General features: G+C 66.3%; 21 protein-coding genes. 15 read left to right on the top strand and 6 right to left on the bottom strand.

Annotation, left to right across the window (positions count from 1 at the left end):
* The first annotated feature begins 16 nt into the window (after nt 1-16).
* The 3 genes from AAFP30_RS25275 to AAFP30_RS25285 are packed head-to-tail and all read left to right on the top strand — an operon-like array spanning nt 17 to nt 4,538.
* Nucleotides 17-1,666 carry an Hsp70 family protein gene (locus AAFP30_RS25275; RefSeq protein WP_419232795.1) on the top strand — a complete coding sequence of 550 codons (1,650 nt, stop codon included), beginning with the start codon at nt 17-19 and terminating at the stop codon, nt 1,664-1,666.
* An 8-nt stretch (nt 1,667-1,674) separates the two neighbouring features.
* Complete coding sequence (locus tag AAFP30_RS25280; RefSeq protein WP_419232796.1) at nt 1,675-3,738, top strand: Ig-like domain repeat protein; 2,064 nt, start codon at nt 1,675-1,677, stop codon at nt 3,736-3,738.
* Between the two features lie 47 nt (nt 3,739-3,785).
* Nucleotides 3,786-4,538, top strand: coding sequence for a TerD family protein (locus AAFP30_RS25285; protein WP_419232797.1), 753 nt, complete (start codon nt 3,786-3,788; stop codon nt 4,536-4,538).
* A 72-nt stretch (nt 4,539-4,610) separates the two neighbouring features.
* Here the strand turns inward: AAFP30_RS25285 and AAFP30_RS25290 are convergent, their stop codons facing one another.
* On the bottom strand, nt 4,611-5,186 hold the full coding sequence (locus tag AAFP30_RS25290) for a TerD family protein (RefSeq protein WP_419232798.1): 576 nt from the start codon (nt 5,184-5,186) through the stop codon (nt 4,611-4,613).
* Nucleotides 5,187-5,407: 221 nt separating this feature from the next.
* On the opposite strand from AAFP30_RS25290, the gene AAFP30_RS25295 reads away from it, so the two are divergent.
* Nucleotides 5,408-6,481: a GmrSD restriction endonuclease domain-containing protein gene (locus tag AAFP30_RS25295; RefSeq protein ID WP_419232799.1), complete on the top strand. Its 1,074-nt coding sequence runs from the start codon at nt 5,408-5,410 to the stop codon at nt 6,479-6,481.
* Nucleotides 6,482-6,580: 99 nt separating this feature from the next.
* Here the strand turns inward: AAFP30_RS25295 and AAFP30_RS25300 are convergent, their stop codons facing one another.
* Nucleotides 6,581-7,672: an inositol-3-phosphate synthase gene (locus AAFP30_RS25300; RefSeq protein ID WP_419232800.1), complete on the bottom strand. Its 1,092-nt coding sequence runs from the start codon at nt 7,670-7,672 to the stop codon at nt 6,581-6,583.
* Nucleotides 7,665-8,342, bottom strand: coding sequence for a PadR family transcriptional regulator (locus tag AAFP30_RS25305; RefSeq protein WP_419232801.1), 678 nt, complete (start codon nt 8,340-8,342; stop codon nt 7,665-7,667). The genes AAFP30_RS25300 and AAFP30_RS25305 overlap by 8 nt, the downstream gene beginning before the upstream one ends.
* A 245-nt stretch (nt 8,343-8,587) precedes the next feature.
* On the opposite strand from AAFP30_RS25305, the gene AAFP30_RS25310 reads away from it, so the two are divergent.
* The 4 genes from AAFP30_RS25310 to AAFP30_RS25325 all read left to right on the top strand — a co-directional run bounded on the left by AAFP30_RS25310 (nt 8,588) and on the right by AAFP30_RS25325 (nt 14,190).
* A complete protein-coding gene (locus AAFP30_RS25310; RefSeq protein WP_419232802.1) occupies nt 8,588-8,977 on the top strand; it encodes a DUF5318 family protein in 390 nt (129 codons plus the stop codon).
* Between the two features lie 119 nt (nt 8,978-9,096).
* Nucleotides 9,097-11,355, top strand: a complete 2,259-nt coding sequence (locus AAFP30_RS25315) for a transglycosylase domain-containing protein (RefSeq protein ID WP_419232803.1) — start codon at nt 9,097-9,099, stop codon at nt 11,353-11,355.
* Nucleotides 11,356-11,362: 7 nt separating this feature from the next.
* Nucleotides 11,363-12,940 carry a glycosyltransferase family 87 protein gene (locus AAFP30_RS25320; RefSeq protein ID WP_419232804.1) on the top strand — a complete coding sequence of 526 codons (1,578 nt, stop codon included), beginning with the start codon at nt 11,363-11,365 and terminating at the stop codon, nt 12,938-12,940.
* A 251-nt stretch (nt 12,941-13,191) separates the two neighbouring features.
* Nucleotides 13,192-14,190, top strand: a complete 999-nt coding sequence (locus AAFP30_RS25325; RefSeq protein WP_419232805.1) for an acryloyl-CoA reductase — start codon at nt 13,192-13,194, stop codon at nt 14,188-14,190.
* 4 nt (nt 14,191-14,194) lie between these two features.
* Here the strand turns inward: AAFP30_RS25325 and AAFP30_RS25330 are convergent, their stop codons facing one another.
* Nucleotides 14,195-14,776 (bottom strand): GNAT family N-acetyltransferase, encoded by a 582-nt coding sequence (locus AAFP30_RS25330; protein ID WP_419232806.1) that lies wholly within the window; start codon nt 14,774-14,776, stop codon nt 14,195-14,197.
* Nucleotides 14,777-14,874: 98 nt separating this feature from the next.
* Between AAFP30_RS25330 and AAFP30_RS25335 the strand changes: the two genes are divergently transcribed.
* Nucleotides 14,875-15,282 carry a hypothetical protein gene (locus AAFP30_RS25335; protein ID WP_419232807.1) on the top strand — a complete coding sequence of 136 codons (408 nt, stop codon included), beginning with the start codon at nt 14,875-14,877 and terminating at the stop codon, nt 15,280-15,282.
* 6 nt (nt 15,283-15,288) lie between these two features.
* Here AAFP30_RS25335 and AAFP30_RS25340 read toward each other — a convergent pair whose 3' ends face one another.
* Complete coding sequence (locus tag AAFP30_RS25340; RefSeq protein WP_419232808.1) at nt 15,289-16,719, bottom strand: hypothetical protein; 1,431 nt, start codon at nt 16,717-16,719, stop codon at nt 15,289-15,291.
* 471 nt (nt 16,720-17,190) lie between these two features.
* On the opposite strand from AAFP30_RS25340, the gene rpsF reads away from it, so the two are divergent.
* The 6 genes from rpsF to AAFP30_RS25370 all read left to right on the top strand — a co-directional run bounded on the left by rpsF (nt 17,191) and on the right by AAFP30_RS25370 (nt 20,083).
* Entirely contained in the window at nt 17,191-17,472 is a 282-nt protein-coding gene (rpsF, locus tag AAFP30_RS25345; RefSeq protein WP_419232809.1) for a 30S ribosomal protein S6, read from the top strand.
* A 117-nt stretch (nt 17,473-17,589) separates the two neighbouring features.
* Nucleotides 17,590-18,108, top strand: coding sequence for a single-stranded DNA-binding protein (locus tag AAFP30_RS25350; protein WP_419232810.1), 519 nt, complete (start codon nt 17,590-17,592; stop codon nt 18,106-18,108).
* Nucleotides 18,109-18,178: 70 nt separating this feature from the next.
* Complete coding sequence (rpsR, locus tag AAFP30_RS25355; RefSeq protein ID WP_419232811.1) at nt 18,179-18,436, top strand: 30S ribosomal protein S18; 258 nt, start codon at nt 18,179-18,181, stop codon at nt 18,434-18,436.
* A 14-nt stretch (nt 18,437-18,450) separates the two neighbouring features.
* A complete protein-coding gene (gene rplI / locus AAFP30_RS25360) occupies nt 18,451-18,903 on the top strand; it encodes a 50S ribosomal protein L9 (protein WP_419232812.1) in 453 nt (150 codons plus the stop codon).
* A 306-nt stretch (nt 18,904-19,209) separates the two neighbouring features.
* Nucleotides 19,210-19,455 carry a hypothetical protein gene (locus tag AAFP30_RS25365; RefSeq protein WP_419232813.1) on the top strand — a complete coding sequence of 82 codons (246 nt, stop codon included), beginning with the start codon at nt 19,210-19,212 and terminating at the stop codon, nt 19,453-19,455.
* Nucleotides 19,456-19,519: 64 nt separating this feature from the next.
* Nucleotides 19,520-20,083 carry a universal stress protein gene (locus AAFP30_RS25370; protein WP_419232814.1) on the top strand — a complete coding sequence of 188 codons (564 nt, stop codon included), beginning with the start codon at nt 19,520-19,522 and terminating at the stop codon, nt 20,081-20,083.
* A 28-nt stretch (nt 20,084-20,111) separates the two neighbouring features.
* Here the strand turns inward: AAFP30_RS25370 and AAFP30_RS25375 are convergent, their stop codons facing one another.
* Nucleotides 20,112-20,747: a hypothetical protein gene (locus AAFP30_RS25375; protein ID WP_419232815.1), complete on the bottom strand. Its 636-nt coding sequence runs from the start codon at nt 20,745-20,747 to the stop codon at nt 20,112-20,114.
* Nucleotides 20,748-20,948: the final 201 nt, after the last annotated feature.

The following is a 20,948-nucleotide window of genomic DNA, read 5'->3' on the forward strand; positions in this document are numbered from 1 at the left end:
TGATAGCATCCGGGTCGTGGGTGTCTACGGAATCGATTTGGGCACGACCAATTCCGGCATCGCCATGATCGGCCCGACCGGCCGGCCCGAGGTCATCACCGGGCTCAGCGGTGCACCGACCACACCCTCGGTGGTGCTCCTGACATCGGCGACCGACCATGTGGTGGGCGAAGGTGCCCGGCGCCAGGCCCGCCTCGATCCCGACAACGTGTGTGCGCTGGTCAAGCGACGCATCGGCGATCCGGAATGGCGGTTCGTCGCACATGGTCAGACCTGGTCGGCGCCGGCCATCTCTGCGCTCATCCTGAAGTCGCTGGTCTCCGACGCGGCCTTCGCCGGTGAGCAGGTCCAACGAGCGGTGATCACCGTGCCCGCCTACTTCGGCGACGAGGAACGTCGGGCCACGATCCAGGCGGGCACCTACACGGGCATCGACGTCGCCGGTGTGTTGTCGGAACCGATCGCGGCCGCTCTGTCGTACGGGTTCAGCCGCCTCACCGACGGCCTGGGCGACTCCACACCGGATGAGACCGTGCTGGTCTTCGATCTCGGTGGCGGCACGTTCGACGCCACCGTCATCGAACTCGCCGATCGTCGCATCTCGGTGCTGGCGGTCGACGGTGACCATCAACTCGGCGGGGCCGATTGGGACGAGCGGATCGCCCTGCACCTGTCCCGGGTGTTCTGTTCGGAGAACCCCGACGCCGAGGATCCACTCGACGACTCAGTCGGATCGCAGGGATTGTTGATCGCCGCCGAACGCGCGAAACATGAACTGACCGAAGCGGAATCGACATCGGTCGTGGTCTCCCACGACGGAGCGCGCTCGATCATCACGCTGACCCGCACCCAGCTGGAGGATCTCACCGGAGGGCTTCTGCAACGCACCATCGATCTCACCCGCTCCTGTCTGGCGGCCGCCCGCGCCCGCGGGGTCGAGCGAGTCGATCGTGTGCTGCTGGTCGGCGGATCGTCGAGGATGCCGATGGTGATCCGTGCGATCGGCGACGCCCTGCAGATCACCCCCGAGCTCGCCGACCCCGACCTGGCGGTCGCGCGGGGCGCCGCCATCTACGGCGAGAAGCTCGAGATCGAACGTCTGGTGGCCGACGATCTGCGCACCCGCGGCCGGTCCACGGATCCCGCCGATGTGCAGGAATCCTGTCGGCGCGTCGCCGACGCCTTCGGGCTACCCGTCGCCGGTGTGCGCCGGATGCTGGAGATCTCCGTGGACACCGTGGTGTCGCGCGGATTCGGGGTGCTGGCGGTGGGGCGGTCGGATTCGGTCGAGGCCACGTGGTTGGTGCATCGAAACCAGACGCTGCCGATCCGGGTGCGCCGTTCCTTCGGGACCATGCGTGCCGATCAGGAGCGGATCAATCTGACCGTCCTGGAGCAGACCGGGCACGAGGCCACCCCGCGACCCGAGGATGCCAAGGTCCTGATCGAGGGCGCCATCACCGACATACCGCCGGGCTACGACGCCGGCAGCGAGGTGCGGGTGACCTTTGAGATGGGATTCGACGGGGTGCTGCACGTGACCGCCCACCACCTCAATGCCGACATCCCCCTCACCCTGAGTGCCAAAACCGGTGCGACACTGTCACAATCAGAGGTCAGCCGCGAACTCGAGCAGGTGCAGCGATCGCGGCGCCGGGACCGGTGACCTGACCCGTGGACCCCTTCGACGCCAACGACTACCGCAAGCGGGTTCTCGCCGTGGTCGATCGTCGCGGAGGTGCGGCCGAGTCCGATTCCTTCGAGCTCTACGACATACCGCTCGCCGACGCCGAGACTCTCAGCGACGCAGACGTTTCCCGCCGACTCGACGAGGTGTGGGCGTTCTGGCAGAAGCACCGCGACCATCCCAAGTACCGCGTGTTGGTGGGTCAGCTCGTCGCCGAGCACGAACAGCGAAGTGAATCACTGCGTTTCGCGAACCGACGGGCGGCTCTCGCGCGGACGGTAGCGTCCACGCGGGACCAACGCGATGCCGCAAGGTACGAACTGCTCGACGGTGCGGTCGAACGCCTGATGAAGCGCTACGGGGGTATCCCGGCCGCCAAACGGGCGGGGCTCGACGACATCGGAGCGATGGGTGGACTGACATCCGCCGAGGTCGCCGCTCGTCTCCGGCGATATCGCATTCTGCGCGACGACGGCGATGCCGTCCCCGATCCCACTCCGACACCGGAACTCAGTTCGGCTCGGCTCGCCCAGATCACCGGCCTGCTCGGTGAATTCGACCGGCTGCAGGATGGCGAGACCACGCCGACCCTGCTGTCGTTGCTGCGCCTGACACTCGACGACGCCACCAACCTGACCGAGATCAGCACACGCACAGGACAATTGAGCGAGCGGGCGCGCGAACTGCCCGCGGGCCGGCTGCGAGCGGTGCTCGACGAGCTGCTGGTGCATGCCAATGAGATCCTGCTCGGCGATGTGGCACTGTCACGTGCCTACGTCGGGGCGGTGACCACCGAGCTCCGGTCGTATCTGGAGCCACGGCTGCGAGCCGCGCTCCTCGTCGAAGACGAACTATTGCCCGACGATCGCGACTTCCTGGTGGAGGCCGCGATGACCCGCGGCCTCGGACCGGTCGGTGCGCGCGCCCTGGTCGATGAGATCGCTGCGGATGCGGGCACATCCGAGCCAAGGCGCCGCACACGAGAGTGGCAGGCACCGCTGCGTACGGCGCGCGCCCTGCTGCGCGAGGGCAGGCCCGTCGCGGCGCGCACGGTGTGCGGTCAGGCCACCGATCTGGCCGGCGACGACGACGACGCTCTCCGCCAGATCCGTTCGCTGGCAGGCGAAATCGAGTCAGTGCTGGCCGACGGAGAACGACGTTGGCGGCGTGCACTCGAGGATGCGGCCCAGGCTCGCCACGTTGCCGCGCTCGCCGCGTTGGAGGATCTGGCACGCGATGCGTCCGACATCGACACGATCGACCCGGCCGGGCCGCGCCTGACTGCCGCACTCGCGGTCTCCCGGAATGCCGTGAGGGTCGCGGATGCCGTTGTTGCCCAGTTCAATTCGGGTGAGGTGGGGGAGGCCGCCCTCGCTGCCGCCGCTCATGACTGCGTGGATCACCCAGAGCTGACGAGTATCTCGGCCCGGCTCCGCGTGGAACCGGCCGCCGATGTGCGGGTCGTGGTGCTCGGTGATGGGACCCGCCAGATCACCTGGCAGGCATCGGCCACCCCGGGTGTGACCTACCGGGTGCTGCGGTTGCCTGCCGCGCAATCACCGCAGGCGGGATCGGGACAGACCGTGGGCCGCACCGCGGCAACCGAACTCGAGGATGGCGGGGCGACCGCGGCGCCGGTGGTCTATGGTGTCGTCGCCATTCTGGGCGGAGTCCAGTCGGCGTTGGCCCGCTCGGATGGGACACCGCCCCCGGGGCGGCAAACTCCTGAATCAACCAGCGCGACAGGGATTCCCGACATCGCTGTGCGCGGCGTCGTCGACGGGCGACTGCGCTTCGACTGGCCGACCGGCGTCACCGAGGCGATGGTGGTCATGCGGAGCGACAGACCACCAGCCGATCCCGCCGATCCGCAGGCCCGGGCAGTGAAGATCACCAACTCCCGGTATGAGATCGACGGCGGTTTTGTGCTGCCTGCCGGTGCATGCCACGTCGCGGTCGCGAGTTGTCGTCGTGATGATCGCGGAATACTGCATACCGCAATATCTTTCGGGCCACAGGCAAGGGTGGTGGTCGACTCGGCCAAGACCTGAGGCATCCGTAACCCCGTCAGCACTCGATATGTGAAGGAAGTTCAACCATGGGAATCGACTACACCAAGCGTCCAAAAGCGCAACCGACGCCTCCAGCACCGCCGGCCCAGCCTTACCAGCAACCACCGGCCCAGCCCTATCAGCAGCAGCCCTACCCACAGCAACCGCCCGCCCAGCCCTACCAACAGCAGCCGCCCGTGTCGATGACCAAGGTGACGCTGACGAAGGCTGCACCGAGTGTGTCGCTGACCAAGCAGGGTTCCACCACCGGACAGATGCGGGTCAATCTCAACTGGGCCGCCGGTTCCAAGGGCGGCTTCTTCAAGAAGTCGGCAGCAGTCGACCTCGATCTGGCCTGTCTCTGGGAGTTCAGCGACGGCAGCAAGGGAATCGTGCAGGCACTGGGCAATTCGTTCCAGGCGCCCTACGAGGGTCAACCGATCATCTACCTCGACGGCGACGACCGCTCCGGTGCGGCGGCCGGCGGCGAGAACATGTACATCGACCTCTCGCAGACCCACCGAATCCGTCGCGTGCTGATCTTCGCCTACATCTACGAGGGTGTACCGAACTGGGCGGCCGCGAACGGCGTCGTCACCCTGTTCCCGGCCAACGGTCCGCAGATCGAGGTCCGACTCGACGAGTCCGATCAGGGCGCCATCTCCTGTGCCATCGCCCTGCTGGAGAACCGGGGCGGCGAACTCGTGGTCAACCGCGAGGTCAACTACATCCGGGGTTCGCAGTCCAAGGTCGATGAGTACTACCGCTGGGGCCTGAACTGGAAGGCCGGCCGCAAGTAGCCGGTCCGGACACAACGATGGGTTGCACTCCGTGGAGTGCAACCCATCGTCGTATCGGTGGTGCGGAGTCGATCAGACGTTCACGCCGAAATCGCGAGCGATGCCTGCGAGTCCGGAGGCGTAGCCCTGTCCGACGGCCCGGAACTTCCACTCGGCGCCGTGCCGATACAGTTCCCCGAACACCATGGCGGTCTCGGTGGAGGCGTCCTCGGACAGGTCGTAGCGGGCGATCTCGGCTCCGTTGGCGCGGTTGACGACCCGGATGAACGCGTTGCGCACCTGTCCGAAGGACTGGCTGCGTGCGTCGGCGTCGTAGATCGAGACCGGGAAGACAATGGTGTCGATGTTCGGCGGGACGGCGGCGAGGTCTACGTTGATCGCCTCGTCGTCGCCTTCGCCCTCGCCGGTGAGGTTGTCGCCGGTGTGCTCGATCGAGCCGTCCGGCGAGCGCAGGTTGTTGAAGAAGACGAAGTGCGCGTCGGACAGGACGCGCTTGTCGGCGCCCAGCGCGATCGCACTGGCGTCGAGGTCGAAGTCGGTGCCGGTCGTCGTGCGAATATCCCACCCCAGACCGACCGACACCGCGGTCAGGCCTGGTGCCTCCTTGGTCAGCGAGACATTTCCACCCTTGGTCAGGCTAACGCCCATTACGAGAACCTCTCTGTTTCCGTACCCGGTTTGCTCGGAACTATCTGACGGAACCCACTGTATGTCAGGCAGAGATCGTGAACGCTCCGATATCGGTGAGCTGCAGACTTGGCGCCCGACCACGTCGATGACATGATCCGACTCGATCGAAGTGTGCGGTGGAGAGTGTTGTCAGAGGAGATGTGGGCTGTGGGTGCAGTGCTGACGGTCGGGACGGTGTGATGACGAATCCGGTTATCCCGCAAAGGAAGAAGTCCCGCAAGGTGTGGTGGATCGTCGGTGCTGTGACAGCCGTTCTCGTTGGCTTCTGGGCGATCGGCGTGACCCACCCGTCGGAAGAGAATGATGACGTCGACTCGACCGCTGCGTCGGCAGCGACAGCCCCATCGACCACGGTCGAATCGACACCGTCGACAAGCACATCGACGGCGACCACATCGCCCGCAGCTGCAACGACACGGAACGCGGCGTCGTCGGATGCAGCACTCGCAAAGCTGGGCACCCTGCCGGTCAAGGGTCGGGCGCCGAAAACGGGATACGCGCGAGCACAATTCGGGCAGGCCTGGTCCGACGATGTCACTGTCGCCGGCGGTCACAATGGCTGCGACACCCGCAATGACATCTTGCGTCGCGACCTGACCGCGATCACCTATAAGCCGGGCACCCGAGACTGCACTGTCCTGTCGGGGACGCTGCACGACGAGTACACGGGGAAGACGATCGACTTCACGCGAGGGATGACCACCAGCGAGGCGGTGCAGATCGATCACCTCGTGGCGCTGTCGGACGCGTGGCAGAAGGGCGCCCAGCAACTCAGCGCCGAAGAGCGCACCGACCTCGCCAACGATCCGCGCAATCTGCAGGCGGTCGACGGCCCGACCAACGCGCAGAAGGGCGCGGGCGACGCGGCAACCTGGTTGCCGCCGAACAAGGCCTACCGCTGCACCTACGTATCGCGGCAGATCGATGTGAAGGCGCTCTACCGCCTGTGGGTGACCCAGGCGGAGAAGGACGCGATGACCCGGGTCCTGACCGGTTGCGGTGCCACACCGCCGACGACAACCACTGCGGTGGAGTCGCCGCCGACCACCCGGGATGTGCTGCCCTCGCCGACGACCCGACGGCCGGCCTACGTGGCGCCCGTACCCGCACCCACGCACGACGACGGTGGGGAAAGCGCCTATTACGCAAACTGCACCGCGGCTCGAGCGGCCGGGGCCGCCCCGCTGTATCGAGGCCAGCCCGGCTATCGGTCGAAGTTGGACCGGGACGGCGATGGCGTTGCCTGCGAGTAGGGAGATGGCCCCGCGATGAGACGCGAACGCGGGCCGTTCACACCCCAGCGGTCACCCGCTTCGGCATGAACGACCCGCGTTCGGCGAATCGATGGAGGATCAGGCCTCGATGATGAACGCCTCGAGCTGCTGGCGTGCGAGGTCGTCGGCGACCTGCACCGGCGGGCTCTTCATCAGGTAGGCCGACGCCGGGAGGATCGGGCCACCGAGGCCGCGGTCCTTGGCGATCTTGGCGGCGCGCACGGCGTCGATGATGATGCCGGCCGAGTTGGGGGAGTCCCAGACCTCGAGCTTGTACTCCAGGTTCAGCGGCACGTCACCGAAGGCACGGCCTTCGAGGCGGACGTAGGCCCACTTGCGGTCGTCGAGCCACTCGACGTGATCCGACGGTCCGATGTGGACGTTCTTGTCGGCGACCTTGCCGGCCAGCGAACCGGTGAGGTTCGAGGTGACGGCCTGGGTCTTGGACACCTTCTTGGACTCCAGGCGCTCGCGCTCGAGCATGTTCTTGAAGTCCATGTTGCCGCCGACATTGAGCTGGTAGGTGCGGTCGAGGGTGACGCCGCGATCCTCGAACAGCTTCGCCATCACGCGGTGGGTGATGGTGGCGCCGACCTGGCTCTTGATGTCGTCGCCGACGATCGGGACACCGGCGTCGACGAACTTCTGCGCCCACTCCGGGTCGGAGGCGATGAACACCGGCAGCGCGTTGACGAAGGCGACCTTCGCGTCGATGGCGCACTGCGCGTAGAACTTGTCGGCCTGGTCCGAGCCCACCGGCAGGTAGGAGACGAGGACGTCGACCTTGTTGTCCTTGAGGATCTGCACGACGTCGACCCCGTCGCCGTCGGCCTCGGTGATGGTCTCGCGGTAGTACTTGCCGAGGCCGTCGAGGGTGTGGCCGCGCTGGACGGTGATGCCGGTCGGCGGGACGTCGGCGATCTTGATGGTGTTGTTCTCGCTCGCGAAGATCGCGTCGGACAGGTCGAAGCCGACCTTCTTGGCGTCGACGTCGAATGCGGCGACGAACTCCACGTCGCGCACGTGGTACTGGCCGAACTTGACGTGCATGAGGCCGGGGACCGTGGTGGTCTCGTCGGCGTCCTTGTAGTACTGCACGCCTTGGACCAAGGATGAAGCGCAGTTTCCTACGCCCACAATGGCCACGCGCACCTTATTGTGCTCACCCATGGTCGGGTTCTCCTTCTACTCGGGGCACCGCAGTCCGCTGCGCCACCGGGGTTTTCTCTTCGTCGGTTTCTTCTTGCCCCCCGCCACGGCTCATCGCTGAGCCCGCGACGCGGAAGTCTTTGTCGGCGGGGTCGTCATCGGTGTCGCCCGACGCCTCTGCCGCGATCAGTTCGTTCAGCCACCGCACCTCGCGTTCGCTCGATTCGAGGCTGAGTTCGTGGAGCTGCCGGGTGTAACGGTCGACGGCCCGGTTCGATCGGCCGAGCAACTCGCGCAATCCCTCGCGCCGTTCCTCGACCTGGCGACGACGACCCTCCAGGATGCGCATCCTCGCGACTGCCGGTGTCCGGCTGAAGAACGCCAGGTGCACACCGAAGCCGTCGTCGGTGTAGTTCTGCGGTCCGGTGTCGGCGACCAGTTCGCTGAACCGCTCACGTCCGGTGTCCGTCAATTGGTAGACCCGCCGCGCCCGGCGCACCTTGACTCCGGTGGCCGCGGGTGCGGTCGCCTCGTCGATGATGCCGTCGGCCTGCATCCGCCGCAGGGTCGGGTAGAGCGAGCCGTAGGAGAACGCGCGAAACGCCCCGAGTAGGCCGGTGAGCCGTTTCCGCAGCTCATAGCCATGCATGGGGGATTCGAGCAGCAATCCGAGAATCGCGAGTTCGAGCATCGGTGCTTGCCTCCTCCCCGGACCCTCGTGTTGACCTGACGCAGCAACATCTCGTGCTGATGCATTCACCAATGTATCGCACCGATATAACTTCGTCCACGAAAGGGTGGGGTAGGGGTGCGACACCCTCCCGCTTCCTGAGGTGCGAGGAGCGATAGCGACGAGCCTCGAAGGACCCCCGACACAAATAATCGGGATGTTCGTCACACCGACAGCCGCTGGACCGACCACGTACGCTGAGAGACGTGCAACGCCAGATCGTCGACTACGCCCTGCAGCGTCGGTCGCGGCTGTCCGAAGTTCATTCCGGACGGACCGCGGTAGCCGACGTCTGCGACGCGAGTCCGTATCTGCTGCGAGCGGCCAAATTCCACGGACGTCAGTCCTCCACCCTGTGCCCAATCTGCCGAAAAGAGCAGGTCACGTTGGTGTCGTGGGTGTTCGGGGACAAGCTCGGTCAGGTGTCGGGTTCGGCCCGTACCAACGAGGAGATCGCCCGGCTGGCCACCAGTGCCGAAGAGTTCTCGGTGCACGTCGTCGAGGTGTGCCGCACCTGTAGCTGGAACCATCTCGTGCAGTCGTACGTTGCAGGTTTGCCGCCTCGGTCGTCGCGTACCCGACGGGTGGCCAAATAGCTGCTTCGTGACCCACGTATATCCTGTTGGTTTTTGCCTGGCCGGGTGTCTGTGGGTCACAGTGGTGTGCACGAAGACGACGGAGACATGACTGTGACCAGAGATGAGAGGGCGGGGCGATGAGCAGCACGCGCGGAACATCGTCCGGCTCGAACGGACGACGAGCAACCAACGGGCCTGCCGACAAGGCACGTACCCGGCAGAAGCGGACCGCCTGGGGGCTGGGCATCATCGGCGCCATCATTCCGATCGTCGCACTGATCGGGATCGTCGCCTTCATGTTCACCTACGTGAGCGCCTCGGTCCCCGGACCAGGCGACATCAAGCAGAACCAGGTCGCGACGATCCTCAACGCCAACGGCAAGACCATCGCCAAGGTCATCCCGCCGGAGGGCAACCGTACCGACGTCAAGATCACCGATATCCCCAAGTCGGTGCAGGACGCGGTGATCGCCGCCGAGGACCGCGAGTTCCGTAGCAACTCCGGCTTCTCTGTCCGCGGTCTCTCGCGGGCAGCCATCGGTCAGGTCACCGGCAACGGCGGCGAGGCCGGCGGCGGTTCGACCATCACCCAGCAGTACGTCAAGAACGCCCTAGTCGGCGACGAGCACAGCTACGAGCGCAAGTTCAAGGAACTCGCGATCGCCACCAAGATGTCGAACGAGTGGTCCAAGGACGACATCATGGCCGCCTACCTCAACACCATCTACTTCGGTCGTGGTGCCTACGGTGTCGCCGCGGCGGCACAGGCCTACTTCCACAAGGACATCGGCAAGATCGACACCGCCGAGGCCGCCGTTCTCGCGTCCGCGATCCGTTCCCCGTCCTACTACGACCCCGAGATCAATCTCGAAGCGTCCCAGGCCCGCTGGAACTATGTGCTCGACGGCATGGTCAGCACCGGCGCGTTGACGCCCACCGAGCGTGCCTCGATGAAGTACCCGAACGTGCCCGCCTACAAGCCGGCCTCGACGGATACCCCCGGACCCAACGGCCTGATCAAGCGTCAGGTCCTCGCCGAGCTCGGCAAGCTGAACATCTCCGAGCAGCAGGTGCAGACCGAGGGCCTCAAGATCACCACCACCATCGACCCGCAGACCCAGAAGGCGGTCGTCGACGCGGCGAAGAACAAGCTCGACGGTGAGCCCGACGATCTGCGCACCGGCGTCGTGTCGATCGACCCGCAGACCGGCGGGGTCAAGGGCTACTTCGGTGGCAACGACGCCAACGGCTGGGACTACGCGCAGGCGGGACTGCAGACCGGATCGTCGTTCAAGGTGTTCGCGCTGGTCGCGGCCCTCGAGCAGGACATCCCGCTCTCCAAGGTCTACAGCTCGGCGCCCTACGACGCGCCCGGCAACGTCACCATCGAGAACTCCGACGGCGAGAGCTGCGGGTCGTGCAACCTCGCGACCGCGATGAAGATGTCGCTCAACACCGTCTACTACCGGCTGATGATGGACCTCAACGGGCAGGCCAAGGCCGTCGCCGACGCCGCCCACCGCGCCGGTGTCGCGCAGAGCTTCGGCGACGTCCAGCAGACTCTGGTGAACAAGAACGGCAGCATCGACGGCGGTGTCGTCCTCGGGCAGTACCCGTCGCGCGTCCTCGACATGGCCTCGGCCTACGCCACCTTGGCGGCGTCGGGTGTCTACCGCGAGCCGTACCTGATCGAGAAGGTCGAGACCTCCGACGGTCAGGTGCTCTACCAGCACGAGCAGAACAAGGGCACGCGCGTCTTCGACGCCAAGGTCGCCGACAACGTGACCGCCGCGCTCGAGCCGATCGCCGGCTACTCCAACGGCAATTCGCTGTCGGATCCGTCGCTGGGTTCGCGGCCGTCGGCGGCCAAGACCGGTACCGCACAGCTCGGCAAGACCGGCCAGAACAAGGACGCGTGGATGGTCGGCTACACGCCGCAGCTGTCCACCGCCGTCTGGGTCGGCACCGACAAGGGCACCGCGCTCACCAACTACAGCGGCTCGATGATCTACGGCAGCGGGCTGCCCGCACAGATCTGGAAGAGCGCGATGGACGACGCCCTTGACGGCAAGTCCGTCGAGCAGTTCCCCGAGCCGGAATCGGTTGGCGGACAGGCAGGTGTGCCGTATGAGGCACCGGCCACCACCTACGACAACTCATCGCCGGGCACCCGGTCGGGTAACGGCTACGACAATTACCCGCAGAGCCCCCGCACCCGCAATGGTGGCGGTGCCGGCAACGGCGGCACCAACGGTGGCGACGGTACCGGCGGCTACGACAACGGCGCCGGCGGCTACGACGGCGGTGACACCGGTGGCGACACGGGCGGCGGTGACACCGGCGGGGGCGGCATCACGATCGCGCCCGGCGTGACCATCCCGGTTCCCGCCGGCTGAACCGGCCTTGTCCGAGGACATCTCGACGGGACGCAACGTCCCGATCGCCGATAGGGATTGGGAATCCGCGGGTGTCCTCGCGCAGGACCAGCGTGTCGACACGCAGCGCGTGCTGCCGAGTCGCAGCGACGAGATCGTCGCGGCCGCGTCCTCGGTGGTCGGTGGGCCGGTGGGTCGGCACGCCGCGATCGGCCGCAGCCGGGCCTGGACACCGATCCGGGTGCTGTTTCTCCTTGCCTTGTGCGCCTTGGCAATGGGCTGGTTCGGCAAGTCCGGCTGCCTGCAGCAGGCGGAATCGGGTTCCGGCGCGAGTAGTACGCTGCGTCTGAACTGGGACAACCAGCGGCAATACACCAACCTCTGCTACTCCGACGTCATCGGCCTGTACAGCGCGGAGAAGCTCGACGAGGGCGCCTTCCCGTACCGCACCTACTGGTACGAGAAGGGACCCGACGGGCAACAGGTCAAGCGGTACATGGAGTATCCGGTGATCACCGGTCTCTACATGTACGGCGTGGCCTGGCTTGCGCAGCAATGGGATTCGGCCCACGAGAAGTGGGGTGTGCCGGCGGCGCTCGACGTCGTACTGTTCTTCAACCTGGTCGCCTTGGGCCTCGCGTTGTTCTGGCTGGTGACGATCTGGGCGACCGCACTCACTGCCCGCACCCGTGTCTGGGCGGCGTGGATGGCGGCACTGTCGCCGCTCGTCGTCGTCCACATCTTCACCAACTTCGACGCCATCGCGATGGCGATGGTGGCGTTGGCGATTCTCTGCTGGGCGCGTCGAAACCCGTGGCTCGCGGGTGTTTTCATCGGCCTGGGTACGGCCGCCAAGCTCTACCCGGCGCTTCTGCTGGTGGTGTTGCTGGTGTTGTGTCTGCGGGCCGGCAAGGTTCGCGAGTTCGTCGAGGCCGCGGTCAGCGCCCTGGTGGTGTGGCTACTGGTGAATCTGCCCATCTTCCTGCTGTACCGCAACGGATGGTGGGAGTTCTTCCGGTACAACAACGATCGGCCCGCCGAACGTGACACCCTCTACCGCGTCATCTCCGACGCCGCCGGCTTCACCTGGCACACCGACCTGCTCAACGCGCTGTCGCTGGGGTTGTTGATCCTCGTCGTCATCGGCGTGGCGGCGGTCGCGCTGATCGCACCACAACGACCGCGCTTGGCGCAGTTGGCCTTTCTGATGGTCGCCGGCTTCCTGATGGTGAACAAGGTGTGGAGTCCGCAGTACTCGCTGTGGCTGGTCCCCCTGGCGGTGCTCGCCATCCCGCACACGCGACTGCTGTTCGCGTGGATGGTCGTCGACGCCCTGGTGTGGATTCCGCGCATGGGCCTCTACCTCGACGCCGACCGCCGGTGGCTCCCCGAACAATGGTTCACCGCCGCCATCGTGCTGCGCCTGGTCATGGTGCTCGCGCTGTGCGCCGTTGTGCTGTGGGAGATCTGGCACCCCGAGGACGACCCGATCCGCCGGGCTCCCGGCTCCCCGCCGGACGAACTCCTCGACGACCCCGCCGGCGGCGTCCTCGACGGAGCTCCCGACCGCCTCGCTCTCCGCCGGTCCGCGCTTACCGCTGGTTGAGCGCGACGAGCGAGATAAGCGAGCCCGACGCTGGTCGAAACCGGCACCGCCCGCGCCCGACGCCAGCCCTGCTCCCTGAGGCGATCCCCACCCCCCGCTCCCTGAGCGACCCCCGCTCCCTGAGGTGCGAGGCGCTAGCCGAGCCACGAAGGGCCTCCTCACCAGGCGCTTCGTGACGCGTCGGGCTCGCAGGCTCGCTCGTCGCTCCTCAGCCGGCAGAGTGCACCACCCACGTGAGTAGGGTCAATCCCATGACCGAACTCCACGCCCTCGTGGCGCACCAGGACAGTGACGGCAACATCGATCTCGTGGCCGAGACCGTCGACGAGGGCTTCCTGCCCGACGGCGACGTCGAGATCACCGTCGAGTACTCCGGCCTGAACTTCAAGGACGCGCTCGCAATCACCCCGAAAGCCGGTGTGGCACGGTCGTATCCGTTGATTCCCGGCATTGACGTCGCCGGCGCCGTCCGCGCCAGTTCGTCGTCGGAGTTCGCGGTCGGCGATACCGTCGTCGCGCACGGCTACGACATCGGCACCGGCCGCCACGGCGGGTATGCCGAGATCGCCCGGTTCGCCGCGGAGATGGTCGTCAAACTCAACAACCTGTCCACCGCGGACGCCGCCGCGATCGGCACCGCCGGCTTCACTGCCGCGATGAGCCTCGAAGCCCTCACCAATCACGGCATCACCCCCAGCGACGGCCCGGTGCTGGTCACCGGTGCGACCGGTGGAGTGGGCAGCGTCAGCGTCGATCTGCTGGCCGCAGCCGGTTTCGAGGTCATCGCCTCCACCGGCAAGGCCGACGCCGCCGACCTCCTCCGAACCCTGGGCGCCACCGAGGTGATCGGTCGACTCCCGGAGGAAGGGGAGAAGGTGCGTGCGCTCGGCAAGTCGCGGTGGGCCGCGGTCGTCGACTGCGTGGGCGGCACCACCCTCGCCTACGCCCTGAGCACCCTGAACTACGGTGGCGTGGTTGCCGCGTCCGGGTTGGCCGGCAGCGCCGACCTGCCGACCACAGTGCACCCGTTCATCCTGCGGGGTGCCACGCTGGCCGGCATCGACTCGGTGATGCTGCCCATCGATCGTCGTCGTGCCCTCTGGTCTCGACTCGAATCCGATTTGCGGCCACCGCATCTGGCCGAGGTCACCACCGACGTCTCGGTCAGCGAACTACCCAAGGACATGAAGAAGATCCTCGGCGGCGCGGTCACCGGGCGCACCCGAGTCGTCGTCGCCGACGGATTTTGATCGACTAGCGCGAGAGCCGTTCGAGCAGAACGGCTCTCGCGGCGGGCCAGTCGTCGTCGGTCATGGCGTACTGCGCGGTGGTGCGCCAGCCGTCGCCGAACCGGCGGTGCTTGCGCAGCAACCCCTCGAATGTCGCGCCGAGTTTCTCGATCGCCGCACGCGACTGCGCATTGCTCTCGTGGGTGTGCCACACCACTCGCACCGCGCCGCAGTCCTCAAAAGCGTGCTGCAGCAACAAGTATTTCGATGTGGGATTGATCGTGGTGCCCTGCGCGGACTCGGCGTAGAAGGTGTAGCCGATCGCCACAGCGAGATTGGCGGGGTCGATCTCGTAGTAACTCGTCGACCCGACGAGCCGGCCCGTGTCGTTGTCGACCACGCCGAAGGCCTGGCGGCTGGTCGGATCGGTAAGCGCCGCAGTGATATACGCACGACTGGACGCTGCGTCGATCGGAATGCCGGGCGACCACCGAAATCGCTCCGGGTCGCCGATCACCCCGGCGAGCGCGTCGACGTCGTCGAGGCTCAATGATCTGAGCGTGACCTGGCCCAGCACGAGTGGGCCGGTGCCCAACCACTCCGTCATGGCGACTCCTGTCGTTGTGTTGAGGCGACGATAGCGCGGGCGCGGCGATCGGCCCGATCCATGTCCGGCCGCCCGTCGCATCGAGTACTGATGGAGACATGCCAGATCGAGCCGAGCACGTGTCCGACGCGACCGCCGACGCGGTCGGCAAGCTGTCGGAGGCGCTCGAATACGTCGAGCGGGCCCGCGGCCATCTGTACAGCTTCCATCAGCTCATCGGGCACGCCGATGGGGTGCTGGGTGAGGCCGTCGACGCGCTCCGGGCCGACGGTCATACGGAACTGGCGGATCGGCTCGATACCGAGCTCCTCGGACGCAACGTCCTCAACGGACGGTGGACGTTTCAGGTGGTCGAGGAGTTCGACGACACGTACTGGACCGCGTTCCGCGACGCCGAGGCCACAGCGCGTGACGATCTGATGGGCGGGGTGCGTCATCTGCACGAGGCGCGGATGAAGGAACGCCGTCGCACCCACGGGCATCCCGATCACACCGAGGAGCCCTGATCGGAGTCAGGAGAGGGCGAGCTCGCGGTCGGTCTCGGGGGAGCGGGGTCGTCGCAGGTACGTCGCCAGCGGTTCGCGCAGCGGCGCCCGGACGAAGCCGAGGATGCCGTAGAACAGCAACACCGCATGCACCCACACGCCGATGTTGACACCGGTGATCACCCACCACTGCATCGGTGAGTTCGTGGTGAGGATGCCGAAGAGCCGGAAGATGGTGATGTCCAAGGCGACGTCGGCCGCGAGGTACCCGACGATCACCGGCCACGGCACCTTCAGCAACACGAAGAACGGCAGTATCCACAGCGTGTACTGCGGTGAATGCACCTTGTGAAAGACCATGAAGCCGGCCAACATCGACGCCGACACCCCGATCCACGGGAAGGTGCCCACACGCTGATAGGTGCGCCACCCGAGATAGATCGAGATCGCGAACGCGCACATGATGAGCATCGGCGAGAGCACACCGACCAGCGAGTTGTAGGTGTCGTTCTGTCCGCCGGTCAGATGCCGCAGTCCCCAGTACCAGATGGAGTTGGTGTCGACGTCGGACTTGCGTTTGCCCTGGAACGACAGTGCCGCCTTCCACCCCTCGAACCCGAGCAGCATGAAGGGCAACTGGACAGCGATGACGGTGAGTGCGGCGGCCGCGGCCACCCAGATCGCGCCGACCCAGTCGAGCGCGCGACGTCCTCGATCGGTGTCGTAGGTCAGCACGTAGGCCGCCAGCGGCAGCACGAAGAAACCCGGGTAGAGCTTGAGGCAGAACCCGATGCCCAGCAGGATCGCGGCCAGTATCGCCGCGGTCCGCACGGAGAGTCGACGGTCTCCGGTGCGCGGGCTGATCGTCGACCCCCACGCCATGACCGCGACCGCGCCGACCGCGGTCGCCACCACCGGCAGTTCCCAGTTGTGGAATGCGTAGAGCACCAGCGGCGGGGTCGCCGCCCACCACAGCACGTACCAGCGGGTCATCAGCGCCAGCATGATGGTGATGGCGAACCCGAACGGGGCGAGCAGCCACACCGAATGCTGGAAGAACTCGGTGTCGGTGTGCGCGCCGATCGCTCCGAGCCACATGAACATGCCCGACAGCACCGGGTATTCGACGACGCCGCCGAACAACTTGCCGTCTGGCGTGATGCCGCCGTGGATGTACGGGAAGACGTGGTTGTTGATGTCGCGGCCGAGCCACAGATACATCAGGTCCGAGTAGCAGGGGATCACCGCGTTCGGGTCCCCCACCGGCCAGTGCGCACTGCGCCCCTCGGCGAGGAATGGCGCCCCACCACACGCGATCTTCGCGCTGTAACTCCAGACCATCGCCACCGTCGTGGTGAGCAGGGAGACCAGCAGGATCAGGGCCATGTTGCCGCGACCGGCCAGCGCAGTCGAGAAACGTGATGCCCGCGTCGGAGATGCAGGTCGAGCGTCGGACATGCGCTTCAGGGTAGGTGGTCGGGAGCCCAACTCCCGAATCCGCGTGACCCGCGTCTCGTCGACAGCGCCCGCGATCACGTCGACAGCGCCCGCCATCGCGTTGACAGCGCCTACGGGAACGTTGACGGCGGCTGCGAGTCCCCGGCCCGCCCACGTCGAGGTCGCATGCGGCCTCAACTTGGTGTTGCGTACTCAGCTGACGTCGCAGTTCCGAGATGAAGTCGCATGCGACCTCGATCCGAGGGCGGTCGCGTCGATCGGGCTGAGGTCGGCGGTGGGTGTCGGTGGGGGCAGGGCGCTGTCATCGAAAACCAGGGCGCTGTCGACGAAATCTGGGGCGCTGTCAACGCTCGTCGGCGATTTCGCTGGTCAGGGGTGCGACGTGTATGGTGGAGCGGTTGCCGACGCAGGCGACCCTCCTGCCGCGGACAGTCCGTGGCCGACCTAGCCCATAGGAGGTGATGTGGTCTTATGCGTCACTACGAATTGATGGTCATTCTCGATCCGAATCTGGACGAGCGCACCGTCGCACCCTCACTGGATACCTTCCTCAACGTTGTTCGCAGCGAAGGCGGAAAGGTGGACAACGTCGACATCTGGGGCAAGCGCCGTCTCGCTTACGAGATTGCCAAGCACAGCGAAGGCATTTATGCCGTCATCGACATCAACGCCGAGCCCAAGACGGTCAGCGAGCTCGATCGTCAGCTGAAGCTGAACGAGTCGGTGCTGCGCACCAAGGTCCTGCGGAAGTAATTATCCACAGGGTTCCTTGATCGTCGCGAGACGTCGGTGCCGGGCTTTAGGGTTGAACCCAGAATCCCGGTACGCGTCGATTCGGCGAGTGCCCAACCACGACCCAAGGGGAGACACATGGCAGGCGACACGGTCATCACCGTCATCGGCAATCTGACTGCAGATCCGGAACTCCGGTTCACGCCGTCGGGAGCTGCGGTGGCCAACTTCACGGTGGCCTCCACACCGCGCACTTTCGATCGTCAGACCAACGAGTGGAAGGACGGCGAAGCGCTGTTCCTCCGCTGCAACATCTGGCGCGACGCGGCGGAGAACGTGACCGAAAGCCTGACCAAGGGAACCCGGGTCATCGTGTCCGGTCGCCTCAAGCAGCGGTCTTACGAGACCAAAGAGGGCGAACGACGCACAGTGGTGGAACTCGAGGTCGACGAGATCGGTCCCTCCCTGCGCTACGCAACCGCGAAGGTCAACCGGGCCTCGCGCGGGGGCAGTGGCGGTGGCGGCGGCTTCTCCGGCGGTGGCGGCTCGAACAGCCGCAGCGGCGGAAACCAGCAGCAGGCCAACGACGACCCGTGGGGCAGCGCGCCTGCCAGCAGCGGATCGTTCGGTGGCGGGAACGACGAACCACCCTTCTGAGAAAGATTTGCGAGGTACACGTCGCTCCGCGTGAGCGGCCGTTCCCCGCGTGTGAACAACTGGAGTACCAATGGCGAAAGCAAAGAGCACCCGGAAGGTGCGCGTCGAAAAGGTCACCAAGACCAAGGCGTGCTCCTTCTGCAAGGACAAGAAGAACGACATCGACTACAAGGACACCGCGCTGCTGCGTCGTTTCCTGTCCGACCGCGGCAAGATCCGTTCGCGGCGCGTGACCGGTAACTGCGTGCAGCACCAGCGCGACGTCGCCGTGGCCGTGAAGAACTCGCGTGAGGTGGCCTTGCTGCCCTTCACCTCGACCGGACGCTGAGCGGAGGATCTGACATGAAACTCATCCTCACCGCCGCCGTGGAGAATCTCGGCGAAGCCGGCGATTCCGTCGAGGTCAAGGATGGCTACGGCCGCAACTACCTGCTGCCCCGCGGCCTGGCCATCAAGGCCACCCGTGGTGCCGAGAAGCAGGTCGAGGACATCCGTCGTGTGCAGGCCGCACGCGAGGTCCGCAACGTCGAGCACGCCAACGAGCTCAAGCAGGCCCTCGAGGGCCTCGCCGCGGTCTCGCTGACGGTCAAGACCCACGACTCGGGCAAGCTGTTCGGCTCGGTGACCGCGGGCGACGTCGCCGGCGCCATCAAGTCGGCCGGTGGACCCACCGTCGACAAGCGCAACGTGGAGCTGCCGAAGGGCCACATCAAGGCCACCGGCACCTACCCGGTCGTCGTGAACCTGCACCCCGACGTGCAGGCAACCGTCGATCTGGCCGTCGTCACCAACTGACGTCGAGCGCACCAACCTGGCACGGGCCGGGCGGACACTGTTCCGCCCGGCCCGTGCCATTGTTGTGTGACCCGATGTCTTTTGCCTCGCACACCGTCTGCGTAGTGGTGCGGCATGCCCCCACGAGCGGGTACCGCGAAGTGGGGTAGTGCGCTACGCATCCCCCGCGGCCGCCGCACTCGTAGTTTCAGTGCTACGAGTTCACCCTCACATTGCTGTGACACCGACAGATGGCGCAGCGGGGAGGCGAATGTCGGAGCGAACTCGTGAACAACCCAATCATGTTCACGCCAGGAGACATTCGCCATGATCATCATCGTCGTCACCGCCACGATCACCGCCATCATCCTGGGTGTGTTCGGGCAGCCCTCGCTAGACTTCCGAGCACACGAGACCCGACGTTCCCTGCACGCCCGAGAACGGGCACGACGCAAACTGTTCCGAGCCCGGCCGGAGGTCCCGGCCCCGCCCGAGCCGCAGCCGGTCGCCCACCGTGAGCTGTCCGGTCCGTGGATCGTCGACTTCGCCAGCCAGATCAAGTCCACCCGCTGAACGTGGGCAGGCGATCATGTACCTCGGACAGCGCATACAGCGCACCCCGTTCCCGACGATCCCCATGCCCGCCACGACACTGCCCCTAGACGCCGCACCCTCGGTGCGGGGTCCCCGGCCGGCGGTCGTGGTGGGCGTCAGCGGCACCGACGCCTCACGGCGGGCCGTCGAATACGCGGCCCGATCCGCACGCAGCGTCGCTTCGCTGTTGTTGGTGAGCGCGGTCGGCCGCCGTTCGACCCACCGCACCCACGCCGAACTCACCCTGCGCGATGCCCTGCGCGACGACGCGTATCTGCTTGATGAACAAACGATGTTCGACGACGCGCAACGGGAGGCTCGCGAGATCGCCTACAACGCCGGTGCGGTCCATGTCCTGAGCATGATGCGTTTCGGTCATCCGTACCCGGTGCTCGTCGGCGCCGCCCGCCAGATGCAGGCGCACGCCATCGTCATGGGTTGCGACACCGGCCCCACCCGGCTGGTGCGAAGGCTCAGTGCGACAGCCGGATTCACTGTGGTTGCCGTGAATCCCGCTGCCGACGCCGCCTTTTCACTCAGTCCGGGATCGCGGCTCGGTCGCAGCGGCTGGCCCTGGCGTACTTCGACCGCCCCGGCGCCTGGCTAGATAAAGCCCCGGTGCCCAACGGGTATCGCTACTTGGGCGCAGCCGGTTGGATGGGTAGCTGACTGAACTGACGCAGGGCCGGTGGCAGGTATCGCGATGCCGGATTGGCGGAGTGTGCGGTGTCGCCGGCGGGGTAGTAGAACTTGTGCCAGCCCGGCGCCAGGATGAACGCGCGACCCCCGGTGCGGCAGGCGATGGTCTTCGGTCGCGGTGCGGTACACGTCGTGCCGTAGATCGTCACCCGCGTGCCGACCGCCAGACTTGGCGGCGCGAACCCGGACGGCGCGGTCACCCGATAGTTGGACCAGTCGGGCACCCACCACGGGCCCTGCTGGTCGCCGGAGATCGCGACCCCGCGCACCGCGGGCGGGGCGGTCGCCGGACGACCCTCACAGCCCACATAGCGGTATTGCGGGCCAATCGCGCACCGCCAGCGACCGACACGCAGAAAGCCGCGGCCGTTGTCGGCATAGTTCAGTGGCCGGAACTGCGCCGGATTGACTGGGGTGTAGAGCGCGAGATTGAACTCCGCGGGCAACGGCGGCGGCGGAGCTGCCCGAGCGGCGGTCGGAGACATCAATGTCCCTGAGGCGACGACGGCCAGCACGGCCGCCACCACCAGACTCCACCGACCAAATCCATACCGAGCACGTGCAGACTGCATGATGGTCCTCCCCACGCCGATCATTGGATCACAACGGTCCGACACTGTGACCCGAACCGCGCCATTCCTGGGACGACCGACCCAGATCCGGCCGGCCCCACGGCTGTGACCGGCCGTTACCCAATCCTTCTCCAAGGTTTACCTACTCGTGGGTTGCCCTTGGTTGACGCGGGATTCATAACACGCCGAAAGGCGCGTTCC

Source organism: Gordonia sp. CPCC 205515, assembly GCF_048537925.1.
Classification (GTDB): Bacteria; Actinomycetota; Actinomycetes; order Mycobacteriales; family Mycobacteriaceae; genus Gordonia.

Bases quoted from the DNA above. Each gene is read 5' to 3' on its own strand.
- AAFP30_RS25285 (WP_419232797.1), top strand. From the start codon at position 3,786: ATGGGAATCGACTACACCAAGCGTCCAAAAGCGCAACCGACGCCTCCA.
- AAFP30_RS25365 (WP_419232813.1), top strand. From the start codon at position 19,210: ATGATCATCATCGTCGTCACCGCCACGATCACCGCCATCATCCTGGGT.
- AAFP30_RS25370 (WP_419232814.1), top strand. From the start codon at position 19,520: ATGCCCGCCACGACACTGCCCCTAGACGCCGCACCCTCGGTGCGGGGT.
- AAFP30_RS25305 (WP_419232801.1), bottom strand. From the start codon at position 8,342: ATGCTCGAACTCGCGATTCTCGGATTGCTGCTCGAATCCCCCATGCAT.
- AAFP30_RS25375 (WP_419232815.1), bottom strand. From the start codon at position 20,747: ATGCAGTCTGCACGTGCTCGGTATGGATTTGGTCGGTGGAGTCTGGTG.
- AAFP30_RS25315 (WP_419232803.1), top strand. From the start codon at position 9,097: ATGAGCAGCACGCGCGGAACATCGTCCGGCTCGAACGGACGACGAGCA.
- AAFP30_RS25350 (WP_419232810.1), top strand. From the start codon at position 17,590: ATGGCAGGCGACACGGTCATCACCGTCATCGGCAATCTGACTGCAGAT.
- rpsR (WP_419232811.1), top strand. From the start codon at position 18,179: ATGGCGAAAGCAAAGAGCACCCGGAAGGTGCGCGTCGAAAAGGTCACC.
- AAFP30_RS25295 (WP_419232799.1), top strand. From the start codon at position 5,408: ATGACGAATCCGGTTATCCCGCAAAGGAAGAAGTCCCGCAAGGTGTGG.
- rpsF (WP_419232809.1), top strand. From the start codon at position 17,191: ATGCGTCACTACGAATTGATGGTCATTCTCGATCCGAATCTGGACGAG.
- AAFP30_RS25340 (WP_419232808.1), bottom strand. From the start codon at position 16,719: ATGTCCGACGCTCGACCTGCATCTCCGACGCGGGCATCACGTTTCTCG.
- AAFP30_RS25330 (WP_419232806.1), bottom strand. From the start codon at position 14,776: ATGACGGAGTGGTTGGGCACCGGCCCACTCGTGCTGGGCCAGGTCACG.
- rplI (WP_419232812.1), top strand. From the start codon at position 18,451: ATGAAACTCATCCTCACCGCCGCCGTGGAGAATCTCGGCGAAGCCGGC.
- AAFP30_RS25300 (WP_419232800.1), bottom strand. From the start codon at position 7,672: ATGGGTGAGCACAATAAGGTGCGCGTGGCCATTGTGGGCGTAGGAAAC.
- AAFP30_RS25335 (WP_419232807.1), top strand. From the start codon at position 14,875: ATGCCAGATCGAGCCGAGCACGTGTCCGACGCGACCGCCGACGCGGTC.
- AAFP30_RS25290 (WP_419232798.1), bottom strand. From the start codon at position 5,186: ATGGGCGTTAGCCTGACCAAGGGTGGAAATGTCTCGCTGACCAAGGAG.
- AAFP30_RS25325 (WP_419232805.1), top strand. From the start codon at position 13,192: ATGACCGAACTCCACGCCCTCGTGGCGCACCAGGACAGTGACGGCAAC.